We start from the raw sequence: 14,041 nt of genomic DNA on the forward strand, positions 1-14,041 counted from the left end.
CGGTCAATTTCCAAAAACCTTAAAATAATCACAAACATCTCGAAACTGATCCTGGGCCAACAAACACGTATCCCTCAAAAATCCTTTTTCTTTTTTGTACTCGCTCAGCCCACGATAATAATATAATTTATACTCATCCAGAATAATAAACGGAAGGATCCCATTTTTCAGACATTCTTTAAACAGAATCAGCCGCCCAACTCTGCCGTTCCCGTCCTGAAATGGGTGGATGGTTTCAAACTGCACGTGGAAGTCAATCAAATCATCTAAGTTTTTTTCGGGAATGGCATCATATTTTTCAAGCAACACTTCCAACGCCGCCTGCACTTTATCCGGCGGCGTTGTCTCTGTGATGCCTCCGATAACATTGGGATAGATTTTATAGTCACCGGTGGGAAACCCTTCGCGTTCATAGGCAGTGCCACGCTTTAACAGATAGTGAAGTTTTTTTATGATATCTTCTGTCAGGGGCTCTTTGGCGAGATCAAGGATATAATCGAAGGCCTCGAAATGGTTGGTTGTCTCGACGATGTCATCAATTTTTACAGGGCTGTCCCCTTCTGGTAAAATGGTATTGGTCGAAAAAATGCTTCGCGTCTGCTCTTCTGAAAGCATGCTTCCCTCAATTCGGTTGGAATTATAGGCCATTTTAATTTGCGTATAATGATAGATGCCATCAGATAACTTAGCACTTTTTTCTTTCAGTAATCGATCCAATAAAATACCTGTTTTCACTTTATACTCCTATTGTTATAATCTGATAAAACTAATCTTCATCGCCAGCGGTATGAATATTATACTCTGGAATTCTCAGCAATAGCTTGATACTCTTAATTGCCTCAAGCTGGCCTGCTGGGGTTAAGTCCGAAAAATATCCGAGCATATCTCTTTTATTTTTTTGCAGCTGTTCATCTGCGCATCGACGTTTTGGTATGCGCCCTATTCCCGCTGGATCTATCAACTCATCCATTGTTATATCCAGTACAAGCGCTAGTTTTTGAATTTCACGATAAGTTGGCTGCAAAATATCTTCTTCAAATTTACGGATTTTTTCCGGTGGCATATCCGCCGCTTCTGCGATCTCCTCCTGTGATTTTCCAAGTTGTTTCCGGCTGAAAATAATTTTGTCACTCATTGTTGGTAGCTGCCAAGATTTTCCTGTTAACTCCTCGATTGTAATATCTAGTGTCTCCGCTAAATTTTTTGTTATCTCAACCCCTGGCTCAATTTCACCACTTTCATACATCTGAATTGCAGTTTCAGATATTTTTGTTTGTTCAGATAACTTTTCTACAGAAAAATTTTTTTGTTCTCTAATTCTCTTCAAGCGGTCCCCGAAAGATTCCTCACCTGTTGCTAATTTTAACATTGATACATTCAAAGCTTCGGCAATTTTTGTCAATGTTGATGGATCGACTCTTTCACTGTCTCTTTTAACAATAGAGTAAAGTGTCGTATAAGGAATATCCGCTTCTTTGGCAACTGTTTTTAAATTCAGACCAGCTTCGCTCGCTTTTTGTTTAATTCTTTTTCCGATTCCCATAAAATAACCTCAATCTTTCAAAAATCTTAATACAATTATAACATTTTTCAGCCATTATCTCAACTGAGTATTATTATTCTTAAATAGCTTGACATTTCCTCAATAGAGTATTATCATGGAATAAACTCAATAGAGTATCAAGCTTTTTCTCAATTGAGTATCAAAAGGAGGTGAAACCCATGACCAAACCCAAATCCACATCTGACCGCCTCGCCAAAGTCGATCAAACCATCGAACGCAATAAAGAGGAACGGAAGCGCTTACTTCAAAAATTGAAAGAAGAAGAAAGCAAAGCCCGGACCCACCGGCTCATCGAATATGGGGCCATTGTCCAGAGCTGCTTTGGCTGGCAGGACCTTGCGCTTGATCCGGTTGACTTTCAGTCGGCCATTCAGTCTGTCAAAAATTTTCTGGATGTGACCGGCACAGCTTATGACGTGGAAGCCGGGCAGCTTTCTTATTCGAAAGACTTGCTCTCACGGTTTGCTGCGTCACTGCCAGATGCCAACGCTGTCTGGTAGGGTGTCATTTTTTCTTTTGTACCCACAAACGACGCGCGCGACTTCCTTATAATAAGGCACTACTCCCCGTGCCTTATTCCCGAAGGGCGCACTTACGCGCCACCTGCGGTGTCGCTCCGTGCGCTCTGCGAGGCTTGAATATGAAAAATCACGTTGTGATTTTTCTTTATGGCAGTTACCGCTTTTATGGTTACAAAGAAAAAAGAAAGGAGGTCTGCTTTTGGCAATCTACCATCTCAGTTGTTCGATTGTCCAGAGTTCCAAAGGACAATCGGCAGTTCAGAAGGCTGCTTACTGTTCGGGTGAGCGGCTACAGGCTGTTAAAACTGGACGGTCTTATGATTATTCTAAAAGAAAGGATGTGGTTTTTTCGGAGATCTTACTCTGCAAAAATGCCCCGGGCTTTTTTGCAGACCGCACAACACTTTGGAACAGCGTGGAACTTTTTGAACAGTCTCTGCCTTCCAGAGAAAATGCTCGGCTGGCCCGGCATTTTGATATTGCTTTACCCAAAGAATTGAACCGATCCGCTCAAATTTTTCTGTCGCGTAAATACCTCCAGGAAAATTTTATATCCAAAGGGATGATTGTTGACTGGTCTCTCCACGACAAAGGTGACGGCAACCCGCATCTTCATTGTATGGTGACATTACGGGAGCTGACGCCGTCCGGCGAGTGGAAACGTCACAAAAGCCGCAGTCAATATCTTTGCCGCAATCCGGTTACCGGTGATGAACTCTACCTTTTTCCGGATGCTTTAAAATCCTACCCAGCCTATGAGAAGGTCTACCGATTTAAGAATTCATTGGATGAAAAAATAAAAATGACAAAAACGGAGGCCTCGGCTTATCCGGATTTGATTTTATGCAGTAAGACAGCCGTTAAAAACAAGGTTCCAATCAATGACTGGGACGATGTTGAAACATTAAAGGCCTGGCGTAAAGCCTGGGCCAATCTTGCAAACCAGGTATTGATCGAAAATGGATTTTTGGCTGCGGCGACTTTGGATGAACGCACCCTCGAAGCCCAGTCCATCATCCGCATTCCCCAGATTCACGTCGGGGTTTCAGGACAGGACATGGCCAATAAGGGACTTTATTCAGAACGCTTTATTAAAAATGAAGGCATTAAGACGGATAATGTCCGGCTCAAAGCGCTCGATCAAACACTTGCCTTGCTAGAACTTGAAAAGAAAAAACTTTTGGATACGGCTATTTTAACACCGATATCCCCCAATACAAATAGAAACGAGGAAAACAATGAACCCAAATTTACCGATTCAAGAACTCAGGCAGCGTTGTCAGATGCTGATGGATTTAAATACCTTCTTAGAGAAAGACAACACCGAGCTGACGGACGAAAGAGCGATTTTAATGCACTCACTCAGCGATTCGCTGGAACTGCTCGCGAAATTGAAAGAACACTTAAAAAAGACCGCGAGCGGTAAGCCGGAGATGGAGCGCCTGATCGAACAGACTGGTAACCATCAGGCAAAAACAGCCAAAATGCTTAAGGATTTTAAAATTTCTCAGGAAAAGCGTGACGCAAGGTCGCATTCTATGGAAGCACCGCCCAGCCAGCCGTCTAAAAAGAAAAGGAGCCGTGGTATGGAACGATGAGGTATGCAGAAGAAAAACAAGAAAAAAGAAGCGGCAGCTGCTGATCCACAAACTGCCACTTCCCATAACAACAACACCATTATAAAGGATAGCCCTCCAAAAATCAAGGAGTGGCGGTCCGATGCGTTGGACGCCTCCAATTTTGAGCGTCCCGCCTATCTCATTGATCATCTGCTCTTTGACGGCGTCACACTTTTAGTCGGCGGCCCAAAGGTAGGTAAAAGTATTCTGGTGGAACAGATGGCCCACGCCATCGCAACCGGAACCCCTTTGTGGGGCAATTCCGTAAAAACAGGCACTGTACTTTATCTGAACATGGAATCCGACCCTTCAAACGCCAAAAATCGCCGCAGTGCCATGGGACTGGACGCCACAGAAAAACTCTATTATGTCTTTGAAAAAGCCTTGAATTTGACCAATCTGGATGCTTATTTAGGACAGTTCAAAGAGAAGCATCCTGATCTGGTGCTTGTCATCATTGACACCCTGCACCGCATCCGCGGCATCCACAGCACTACGCAGGAATACTCCTATGCTCAGGCCGTCAACGACATCGATGTACTTCAGAACATCGCCTTAAAACAGGACTTATCCTTTATCGCAGTCCACCATCCCGCTAAAAATTCCAATGATCCCCTGGGTTCTCAGGGAATTTTCGGAACAGTCAGCAGTAAATTGACGCTGACACGCCCGGAAGAATCGATTTTTGGAAGGCTGACGGTTATCCCACGGTTTCACCCGGAGTGGACCTTACCGCTTAAATTTGTCCAAAATCCTTTAATGTGGGTTATAGATAAAGAAAACGGCGGTAATGAAAACCTGCCTGTCTTTGTGAGCTATATCTTAAAATTTCTGGCAGAATGTGAAGCCCACCAATTTGAAGGCACCTGCAATGCCCTTTGGCTCAAGGCCAATCTGGCAAATCTTTGTAAGAATCCCCAGACCCTCAGCCGTTCCCTCAATGATTATATGGCTGTCTTCCAGGAGAACAATGTGACCATTAGAAAGGGCCGCAGCAATGGCCGCCGGATCATCTGCCTGAAATGGCATGATTTTTAATTCCTTTGTAACCCTAAAAAACTGTTCCTTGCGACCCTGATTCCCTTCTAACCATGATAAACAGGCAATTTTGACAGAGTCGAATACAGGGTCGCAACAGGGTCACATTTACTTTTACGGGGTCACAAAACTAAAATTTAACCAAACATTTAAGAAAGGATTTAATACCATGAAAGAAAAATCCCCTTCTGTATGGGACATCATTACCCCAATGGAAGCCGCCGAGCTGCTGCATATGAGCCGGAATTCCATTTATAAACTTATTCACTCGGACAATACTTTTCCAGCTGTTCGGGCGGGAAATAAGTGGCTGATCTACAAAGCTAAGATTCCCGATTGGTTTGAACAGAAAATGGCTTGCAAACAGCGGCATGTATAACCTATAATGAATTTATCAATAAGGCATGGTTGGAAAGGTTAAAAACAAACCATGAAAGCACAATATCCCTATCGTACCAAGAATGGAAAAAAGTATTATTACTGGACCTACAAAGATGTTTTTGGCAAAACACGCGAAGAAAGCAGCCCTACCGTTTCGGGTCTGGAAGAAAAAATCAAAAAGCGCCAGCAGCTGCTGGCATTGGGCGTCAACAGTCCAGATTCAACCTTTGAAGATTATTTGTATCAATTCTTGACTACCGTCCATTTTCTGAAATTAAAGCCCCGCTCCAAAGAGCGCTACCTCTGCACCTTTAATAAAAAGCTTAAGGGAACACCTCTGGGGCAGATGAAAATGAAACAGCTCACCGTCGATGCGATTCAAACCTTTTATAATCAGCTGTTTGACGCCAAACAATCTTCGAGCCAAGTCAAGGACATCCATAAAATCATCAGTCCGTGTCTGCGTTACGCCTATAAAAAAGGCGATCTTCTCAGAGATTTTCAGGGAATGCTGGTCATTCCTCTGGATTCCCCTGAAAAACGTCAGGCACAGATCGCCAGGAATTCAGTAAAGCCTTTAACCCGCGAAGAACATATTCGTTTTGTGAATGGTATTCGCGGCCACGAATATGAGGCATTATTCCGAACTGCCATTGATACCGGCGCGCGGCAAGGCGAGCTTTTTGCCCTGACCTGGAACGATATTAATTTCGACACCCAGACCATCATGATCAATAAAAGCTACAGCTACACTAAGGGCGACACCGATACCTACACGGCTCAGACAGGTCCTACCAAATGCAATGAAATCCGGCGCAATAAACTGCCGGTGGTTCTGGTCAATATTCTAAAAGAACATAAAATCAGGCAAAAGTGTGAATTGGCGGAATATGGGGTGATTCAAACCGACGAAACCCTTGTCTTTTCTACCTGTATCGGGACACACCTGGATGCTTCCAACGTTTATAAAAAGCTGAAACAGGTCTACCTCGACCTTGGAATCAATGAAGAAGGCAGCGCATATAATAAAAATTTTCATGATCTGCGGCATACTTATGCGACACGAAATTTTGAGGAAGGCGTTGAACCGCTGGTTATTTCAAAATTGCTGGGCCATGCAGATATCAACACGACATTAAAAACCTACATCCATGTGCTCAACAGTCTCCGCGATGCCACCGGAGGCTTGACCGATTCTTTTTATGACGAAATAAATTTTTCTGAGAACGCCGCACCGGGTGGCAATATTATTCCGATCAACAAAAGCATCGGCTGAATATTGCTGAAGCTCATATGAACCAACGACCTTAAAAACGGCCTTTTCTCTAGCATTATAAGAAAGGGCCGTAAAGGTCTGAATCTGGCCAAATCCCCATTTTAAGCGAATCCGGGAAAGCCTCGGGAAAGAATTTTTTGCATAAAAAAACACAGGCCGCAGCCTGCGTAAATACTCATAAATGGTGATCCCGATTGGGCTTGAACCAACGACCTCTACCATGTCAAGGTAGCGCTCTTCCAGCTGAGCTACGGGATCACTTTTTGAATGCTTGTCTATTATAACGAATTCCCTGGCGTTTGTAAAGTCTTTTTTTTACTCTGTTGGCAAATTTTCCTGCTGGGGAGAGGGGATTGGGGATTCTGGCGATGGGTCTGGGGCGGGGGACGGGGTTGGCGCGGCCTCGGAGGACGGGTCTTCGGTTTGCGTTGTGTCTTCGAATGCCGTGTCTTCCGGCTGAGTGTCTTCGCTTACCTTCGCTGCGGCGGCCGACGGGGTATCGGACGGCTGCGGGGCTGCGGAAGCGGCGGCGGGCTGGACATCGTTCGTTTCCGTTGTTGGCGTTGGGGTCGGGTTTGTACTCCAGGTACCGGTCTGGGCCGTGAAGGTGACCTCGGCGGTGAGGGTATCCCAGGCGCCATAGGCAGGCTGAACCAGGCTGAAGAAAATCAGCCATGCGATCAAGCTGTTTATGATTTTCCATTTTCTGGTCATATGAAGCACCACCCTTTTTCAAGTGGAAGGTTGAAGGTGGAAAGTGACGGGGCACCTCCTGTTCAATCTTCTGGTTTTATCGTAACATCTTTTCCCTTTTTCTGCCTGAATGCGTGTTTTAACCCTTTATTTCGTCCATGGAGGGGCGTTTAAGCGGCGGGGCAGACGGTGGACGGTGTCTTGGTGTTTCCCCCCGCAGATAGCGGCCTTTCGGCGGTTTGACACCCCTGGCTTTGACCCGGTGTTTGGGCTTCATGAGATCCTCCTCATCCTCGGGATATTTGTACGACAGCCATTTTTTGACCATGTGCTCCATCATGAGGATAAATCCCCAGAGCAAAAACATGGTGAGCGCCGCCGGGCTCTGGAGAAATAGGGCAACGCGGCCAAGGTACGGGATATGGAAAGCATAAGTGCCGACAATGTCTTCCCGGTGGATTTCAAACTCGTCATACTGCCCTTCCTGATAGCCCTCCCCCTGTGTCATGTAACGTTCATAGCCGTCGCTGGTGTCAATGTAACGGAAATAGTGCGTGACAAAGACCTCCTGCCCCTGAAGCTCGGCCTTAAAGGTAATGGGCGTGTTTTCCGGAATCGGGTCATCCTCGTCGATGGCGTGGTCGATGACCAGCGAGCCGACCGGCAAGGTGGGGACCATACTGTTGGTTAAGATGACGTAGGGTTTGTAGCCGAAGAATTTTGGGGTGTCGGTGGGGTTTAGTTTTACAAAAAGAGTATATGTTACTCCTAAAATCCCCAAAATAATTATGCAAATATTTATGAACACTTTCAATGTTTTCCGATAAACATTTTTATCTCTTTTATAAACTTTATCCCCACTCATCATTTAAGTTCATCTTTCATTAAAAAATTTAGCGGTGAACTAAGAAGCCACCGCTAAAACTTGTCGTTTTTTATTTTTTATTTTACTGCAGTAATCTCTATTTTTGCATATTTATCTGTCGGTGTATCAACAGCTGTTGCATCGGCATTATCTTTAGCAAAAGCCATATAAACATCATATTTTATACCAGTATCTGCGGCTGTTTTTAACTCATCAGGCGTAATCTGTGTAACTTCATCACTTCCACCATTTTTCTTTAATATAACCTTAAATTCTTCGTTGGCCGTACCTGTTCTCTCTGCTGTATCGTAAACACCTGACACAAGATTAATAGAACTAATTTTTTTTGCATCCGTTGTACCTTTTAAAACTACCGTCATCTCTCCGACTTTTACTTCTGTTTTTTCAGAAGTACTATCTGTAACTGCATCTTTAGGAACAAGTTTAAATGTCCCTGTTTCAGTACCATCTGTTTTACTATCGACAGATAAGACGACAGGTGTACTTGTCTGTACTTGCAAATTGTCTGATTTTCCCGTCAACGTATCCCATGCCGCAAACGACCCAACAGCCACAGCCAGCATTGCCACTGTGGTAATTCCACTAATCCATAACGAAGCTTTCTTTTTCATTTTTAAATTCCTCCTGTATAAATACTTCTAATTTTTTTAATCATTGCTGCCTCTTAACAATGACTTATTCTTAACGATGAACCTATTATACAATTGGAAACGCTACACTTCCGCTACTCCTTAAACAGGTGGAAGGTTGAAGGTGGAAAGTGGAAGGTTATTGTGCAAATTTTTCTTTAAAAAATTTGATTGAGGATTGCGGCCTTTGGCCGCAATACGAACGATGCTTGATCCATTTATAAAGTTCGGAGACGAGCGGAGGGATGTTCTGGCATTTCGGTGCTGTATTGGGCGATGTCTCAAATAACTGCCTGAGCTGTCCGAGGATTAAAACAATGCCCGGGTCGATTTCGGGAACGACTTCCGCAGGTTGTCGTTCGCGCATGAGAGAGGGCATTTTTAATCCGCGGACAGCGCCAATTCTCCTCTACCTCCCCTCTTGTTGGCGGCACGACGGGGGCGTCGTGCCCTACGGTTTTTCCTGCTGTTTTTCTACCATCTTCTGAATCTCCCAGATCTCGGGCACGCGTTCTTCGGCCCAGGAGTACTCAAACAGGTATTCGCCGGTGAAGGGGGATTTCGGCAGGATTTCGCCTTCCAGAAGCTTGTAGTAGTCGCAGTAGACTTTATCCCGCTCGATATAGCACAGGCCGCGCCGTGTCATAAAAATCCCCGGCGCGCCAGCCTCCTCAAAGGTGTGCGTTGCGATCATGACCGCCTTGCGGTAAAGCTTCTTTGTCTTTTCGTCAAAAAGCCGGTCCTCCCACAGCTTGTCGATGGCCTCCTCCATGGTGACCACGCCGCCCCGGTGGTCCACACACAGGGCCACCAGCTCTTTGGCCTTCTGGCTCTTAAAAATGAGCAGCTCCCCCCTGACAAAAACATCAAACCGGCCAAAGGTGCGGAACACCACGTCGTTCTCCGGTTTCTGAGAAGCCGTCCGGCTGACCTTGTCAATGACCGCCTGAACCCGCTCAGCCGTAAAGGGCTTGAGAATGTAGCCCACAGCCTCCACGTCAAAGGCCTGCTGGGCGTAATTGTTGTAGCCCGTCACAAAAACCGTGCGGATGTCTGGCGCGGCGTCCTTCAGGTAGCCAGCCAGCTCGATACCCGTAAAGCCAGGCATCTCAATGTCCAGAAACGCCAGGTCCACATGGTTTTTGCTGACAAAATCCAGGGCGTCGTCGGTGTTTTCAAAGGTGCCTGCCACCTCCACGTCCGCCATATCCTCCAATACATATTCCAAGGCTTCGATGGCAAAGCTCTCGTCGTCTACGATGATCACTTTCATGTCCGTCTCCTATTCTTTCTTGGGAATCTTTACACGCTGCACAGTGCCCTGGCCGGGCACACTCTCAATAACCAGCACCGCATCCAGCATATGCGTGAGCTGGAAACGGGCGTTGTAAATGCCGCCGTCCTTTTTTTCCGACAGCTTTTCAGTATCAAAGCCCACGCCGTCGTCAGTGATAACGACCTCGTAATGATCGGGATGCTCCCGGGTGGACAGGGTAACCGTACCGCCCTCAGGCTTGCGGCAGACGCCATGCTTGACCGCGTTTTCGACCAGGGGCTGGATGCACAGCGGCGGCACGCTGAAATCGGTGGCCTCAATATCGTATACGGCGTCGAAACGGTTTTTAAACCGGATTTTTTCAATGTCCACATAGCACTGGACTGGTACCAGAGCCTTGTCGAAGGGCACAGGCTGGTTGATCTTGACAAAGTCAAGGTTTGACCGCAGATAGTTGGAAAAGGTGAAGATAACCTTGTCGGCCAGCCGGGTGTCCCGCCGGGCCAGCACCTGGATGGCCTGGAGGGTGTTGAACATAAAATGGGGCTGGAGCTGGCTGACCATCATATCGGCGCTTTTCTGCTCCATCTCCTTATACAGATTGGCAATGCGGATGGCCTCCTGCTGCCGGATCTCGATGACACGCTGGTAATAAATGTAGATCATGCACATCAGCAGCAGGCACAGGGTCACAGGATACAGCATATACATATCGGCTGTAGCCCAGCCGGACAGGTACATGGTGTCTGCGAACAGGCCCACGATAATGGACGCGTAGCCCACCAGCGCGGGACGGATATGGGGAATTTTCTCCTCCACCAGACAATACAGCCGAGCATACATATAGATCAGAGGATAAAACATGCCCAGGCGGATGTGCTGCTCCAGGTACAGGGTCTGGCTGTTTTTGGACACTAAGGCGATGGCGGCCAGCACAGCGGCGTAATAGACCGCCAGAATGACCACAGTTCTGAGCCTTATCCTGCCCTTTGTCTGTTCCTCCACCGTCAGGCACAGCAGAAAGCAGGCGTCGAGGGTGGCGCCGTAAAAGATGACGGCCAGGGTGGTGTTAAAGGGCAGGCCGAACAAAGCCTCGAGGGTAACAGCCATGTCCACGCTGAACATGCGCACAATCAGGAACACCACAGCCCCCAGGATCATGTTGGAATAATTTTTGACCCGGCTGATCATGAGCACCAGCAGATAAACCAGGCAGAATACCAGCACGGCTGTGCTGAGAACAGAGATGGAAAAAATCTGCAGGGGCGAATAGCTGACGTCGTCCTTGAGATTGGTAAAGACAGAGGTGATGTAAATACCCGAGGGCAGGCTGTCCACGTCCTGGTCGACGAGGCTCATGGAAAGCTCGGTATGAACGCGGGCGTTTTCGACCTGGCCGGTGACCAGCCCGTGCAGGCCCATGAACGCGATCAGGATGAGCATAACGGCCAGACAGGCGAAATAGACGGTTTTTTCTGCTGGCTTTTTTATAGGTTTTGATGACATATCATTTTCTCCGCCGCTTCTTTGACAAGGGCTGTGAATGCTGCTTCGGGCAGTGGTTTTGAAAAATAATAGCCCTGGATATAGTCGCAGTCCATTTCCCGCAGGATGCTGACCTCCTCGGCCACCTCCACTCCCTCGGCAATGACGCGCATGTTCAGCCGGTGGATAAGGCGGATGATGGCCTCTACGGCCATCCTGGTCCTGGGCTCGCCAGTAAGGCGGTCGGTCAGGCTCTTATCCAGCTTGATGAACTTAAAGGGCAGGTTGAGCATATTGGTGACGCCGGAATAGCCGATGCCGAAATCGTCCAGGGCAAAGGCGCAGCCGTAATCGATAAGGCGGTCCATGGTATTTTTAAGCGTGGACATGGAGGCCGCGGCCACAGTCTCGGTGATCTCGAACTTAAAGCGTCCGGGCGGCAGCTGGTAGCGCTCCATAATGGCGATCAGGTCATCAGCCAGGCTTTCTTGCATGCACTGGACCACAGAGAGGTTGACGCCGATGGTCTCAAAGCCTCCCTCGGTATAGGGCTGTGCAGCCATAAACTGGCAGACCTTTTCAAACACAATGAGGCCGATGGTCACGATCATGCCGTTCTCCTCAGTCATTGGGATAAACTCGTCAGGCGGGATGAGGCCAAACTCAGGGTCGCGCATGCGCACCAGAGCCTCGCTGCTGGCGTAGCGGTTCTTATCGAGGGCGTAGATGGGCTGGTAATGCACCTCGAAGCCATCGTTTTCGAGGGCGTAGGCGAGCATGGCGCGGATGTGGTTCTTACGCTTGAATTTCTCGTTAAAGATTTCGCCGCCGCGCACCACGCCGTTTTCACGGTGCTTGGACTCCTGAATGGCAAAGTCGACAGCGGAAACAATCTCGTCCACTGTCTCCGTGCCGCTTTTGCCCATGGGCACCACACCCAGGCTGCAGTTCAGGCTGTAGTCAATGCCCTGGAAATGCCAGGGCTTTCTAAAACGGTCGACGATGATATTCACTACTCTGTCAGTGTTTTCCTCGCCGCCCGGCTCTGCGATACAGAACACATCGCCGTCGAAACGGTAGACCCGGCCGGTGGGGGCCAGCTCTTTCAGAAATCCGGCAACCTCCTTGAGCAGGCGGTCACAGGTTTTGACGCCGAAAACCTCGTTGGCGAATTTGAAATCCCGCAGGGCAAGGGCGATGATATCTCCCTTTTTTCCGTCCCTCAGATGCATCTCAATCATCTGCAGAAAGACCTGTCGCTTAAAGGTGCCGGTGAGCTCGTCGCTGACCAGGCTGTTGCTCTGGGTGGAGAGATGCACCAGCAGAATGCAGCAGGTGCAGGCCACACCGGTGAGGATGTAGCCTGTAAAGACAAACTGAAGCAGGATGGCGGCCAGCGACAGCACCATAAAGGCACAGAGCGCTGTAAAGACCAGCTTTGAGATTTTCTTCCGGTTATAGACAGCGATAACCGCGGCGCACAGGATATAGGAAATGGAGCTGACGTGCGTAAACGGGTTGCCGGCTCCCCTCACGTAGCCGTTTTCCAGATCCAGTGTGAAATAAAAATGCGTCAGCGGGTTGGACAGGGCCAGAATCAGGTAAACAAAATACATTGAAAACGCCAGAATGACCAGGGCTCTTTTGTGCCAGAACTCCTGATAAATGATGGAGATCACGTAGAGCAGCACCATCATGGGCATGCTGGGCAAAAAAATCAGGTACAGGTTGTTGAAAAAAACGGCCAGCCCAAGGTTTGCGGGCGTCAGGTGTTCTACCAGCAGGGTGGCCACAATGTTGGTGAGGATAAAGGCCATGGAAATGACAAGGGTCGCGCCGTAAATGCGGTTCTGCCAGGTGGGAACACGCGGTCCTCTGAAATAGTAGACCATGATGATCCCGATGATTACCGCTGAATAGATTTCAAATTCCAAATGCCATGTCATTTCTTTTACCTCTTAAATTTTCAGATTACCGTTTCAGCGTCGATGGAGAAATAATCCTTCCGGATATAAAATTCATTATAGCTGATGGGCATGCCGTCCTCCACAGACAGAATGCACTGGGAGATGAGGAAAACGCTCTCCTCCCTTGGAATTTTGAGATAGCCGCGCACCTCGTGGGAGGGCTGTACGATCTCGATGTGCAGCTTTTTCTTGAGCTGGAACTGAAGCTTGGACTTTTCCATAATACCGTGGAAATTGGCAAAATTGATGACATCCTCCACGATGGGGTTTCCCTTCTGATAAGGCAGGTAGATGTTGCTGTACTGCACCACGTCCTTGCCCATGTAAAAGGCCTTCTGGACGCGGATCACCTTATCGAAGGAGCCGACCTTGAGCTCACGCATGAGCCTGCGCCCCGGCGACACAACGCCCACCTTGATGAGCTTGACCTCGTCGATCTGTCCCTTGAGGCTGTCCACCTCGTCAAAGTAAAACTGGTAATGGTTGGACGTGGGCTCACAGACAAAGTTGCCCTTGCCCGGAATGGTGTAAATATAGTTTTCATTGACCAGCAGCGCCAGACTTTTGCGCAGGGTGGTGCGGCTGACGTCATAAAACTCGGACAGCTCATGCTCCGACGGCAGGATGTCGCCGGGCTTCATCTCACCCTTTTCGATTTTTCCTTTTATGTCGTTTACGATATCGAGGTATAAAATTTTACGCATGG

General features: G+C 47.8%; 15 protein-coding genes and 1 tRNA gene. 6 read left to right on the forward strand and 10 right to left on the reverse strand.

Going from position 1 to position 14,041, the window contains the following annotated elements; translation table 11 throughout:
• Positions 1–3 precede the first annotated feature (3 nt).
• Both DW091_RS15085 and DW091_RS15090 read right to left on the reverse strand, forming a co-directional pair.
• Positions 4–735 carry a Fic family protein gene (locus DW091_RS15085; protein ID WP_224168812.1) on the reverse strand — a complete coding sequence of 244 codons (732 nt, stop codon included), beginning with the start codon at positions 733–735 and terminating at the stop codon, positions 4–6.
• A 31-nt stretch (positions 736–766) separates the two neighbouring features.
• A complete protein-coding gene (locus tag DW091_RS15090) occupies positions 767–1,543 on the reverse strand; it encodes a helix-turn-helix transcriptional regulator (RefSeq protein ID WP_090410568.1) in 777 nt (258 codons plus the stop codon).
• 179 nt (positions 1,544–1,722) lie between these two features.
• Between DW091_RS15090 and DW091_RS15095 the strand changes: the two genes are divergently transcribed.
• The 6 genes from DW091_RS15095 (at position 1,723) to DW091_RS15120 (ending at position 6,399) form a co-directional block, all read left to right on the forward strand.
• Positions 1,723–2,064, forward strand: coding sequence for a hypothetical protein (locus tag DW091_RS15095; protein ID WP_090410567.1), 342 nt, complete (start codon positions 1,723–1,725; stop codon positions 2,062–2,064).
• A gap of 118 nt (positions 2,065–2,182) precedes the next feature.
• Positions 2,183–3,511: a MobA/MobL family protein gene (locus DW091_RS15100; RefSeq protein ID WP_158577913.1), complete on the forward strand. Its 1,329-nt coding sequence runs from the start codon at positions 2,183–2,185 to the stop codon at positions 3,509–3,511.
• Entirely contained in the window at positions 3,477–3,683 is a 207-nt protein-coding gene (locus tag DW091_RS15105; RefSeq protein WP_118518571.1) for a hypothetical protein, read from the forward strand. Before DW091_RS15100 ends, DW091_RS15105 begins: the two co-directional genes overlap by 35 nt.
• A gap of 3 nt (positions 3,684–3,686) precedes the next feature.
• The gene (locus tag DW091_RS15110) at positions 3,687–4,742 is read left to right on the forward strand and encodes an AAA family ATPase (RefSeq protein ID WP_118518572.1); all 1,056 of its coding nucleotides are present in this window, start codon (positions 3,687–3,689) and stop codon (positions 4,740–4,742) included.
• A 169-nt stretch (positions 4,743–4,911) separates the two neighbouring features.
• Positions 4,912–5,121, forward strand: a complete 210-nt coding sequence (locus DW091_RS15115) for a helix-turn-helix domain-containing protein (protein ID WP_118518573.1) — start codon at positions 4,912–4,914, stop codon at positions 5,119–5,121.
• Between the two features lie 51 nt (positions 5,122–5,172).
• Complete coding sequence (locus tag DW091_RS15120; RefSeq protein ID WP_118518574.1) at positions 5,173–6,399, forward strand: site-specific integrase; 1,227 nt, start codon at positions 5,173–5,175, stop codon at positions 6,397–6,399.
• A 182-nt stretch (positions 6,400–6,581) separates the two neighbouring features.
• Here the strand turns inward: DW091_RS15120 and DW091_RS15125 are convergent.
• The 8 genes from DW091_RS15125 to DW091_RS15165 all read right to left on the reverse strand — a co-directional run bounded on the left by DW091_RS15125 (position 6,582) and on the right by DW091_RS15165 (position 14,039).
• Positions 6,582–6,657, reverse strand: a tRNA-Val gene (locus DW091_RS15125).
• Between the two features lie 57 nt (positions 6,658–6,714).
• Positions 6,715–7,113, reverse strand: a complete 399-nt coding sequence (locus tag DW091_RS15130) for a hypothetical protein (protein WP_118518575.1) — start codon at positions 7,111–7,113, stop codon at positions 6,715–6,717.
• Positions 7,114–7,231: 118 nt separating this feature from the next.
• Positions 7,232–7,873, reverse strand: a complete 642-nt coding sequence (locus tag DW091_RS15135; protein ID WP_147365296.1) for a hypothetical protein — start codon at positions 7,871–7,873, stop codon at positions 7,232–7,234.
• Positions 7,874–8,034: 161 nt separating this feature from the next.
• Entirely contained in the window at positions 8,035–8,589 is a 555-nt protein-coding gene (locus tag DW091_RS15140) for a hypothetical protein (protein ID WP_118518577.1), read from the reverse strand.
• Between the two features lie 469 nt (positions 8,590–9,058).
• Positions 9,059–9,880 carry a response regulator gene (locus DW091_RS15150; RefSeq protein WP_118518578.1) on the reverse strand — a complete coding sequence of 274 codons (822 nt, stop codon included), beginning with the start codon at positions 9,878–9,880 and terminating at the stop codon, positions 9,059–9,061.
• 9 nt (positions 9,881–9,889) lie between these two features.
• Positions 9,890–11,389, reverse strand: coding sequence for a histidine kinase (locus DW091_RS15155; RefSeq protein ID WP_118518579.1), 1,500 nt, complete (start codon positions 11,387–11,389; stop codon positions 9,890–9,892).
• The gene (locus DW091_RS15160) at positions 11,371–13,314 is read right to left on the reverse strand and encodes an EAL domain-containing protein (protein WP_096919057.1); all 1,944 of its coding nucleotides are present in this window, start codon (positions 13,312–13,314) and stop codon (positions 11,371–11,373) included. The genes DW091_RS15155 and DW091_RS15160 overlap by 19 nt, the downstream gene beginning before the upstream one ends.
• Before the next feature lie 20 nt (positions 13,315–13,334).
• On the reverse strand, positions 13,335–14,039 hold the full coding sequence (locus DW091_RS15165) for a GntR family transcriptional regulator (RefSeq protein ID WP_058696131.1): 705 nt from the start codon (positions 14,037–14,039) through the stop codon (positions 13,335–13,337).
• Positions 14,040–14,041 lie beyond the last annotated feature (2 nt).

The sequence above is a fragment of the Eubacterium sp. AM05-23 genome, assembly GCF_003477535.1.
GTDB lineage: Bacteria > Bacillota > Clostridia > Eubacteriales > Eubacteriaceae > Eubacterium > Eubacterium maltosivorans.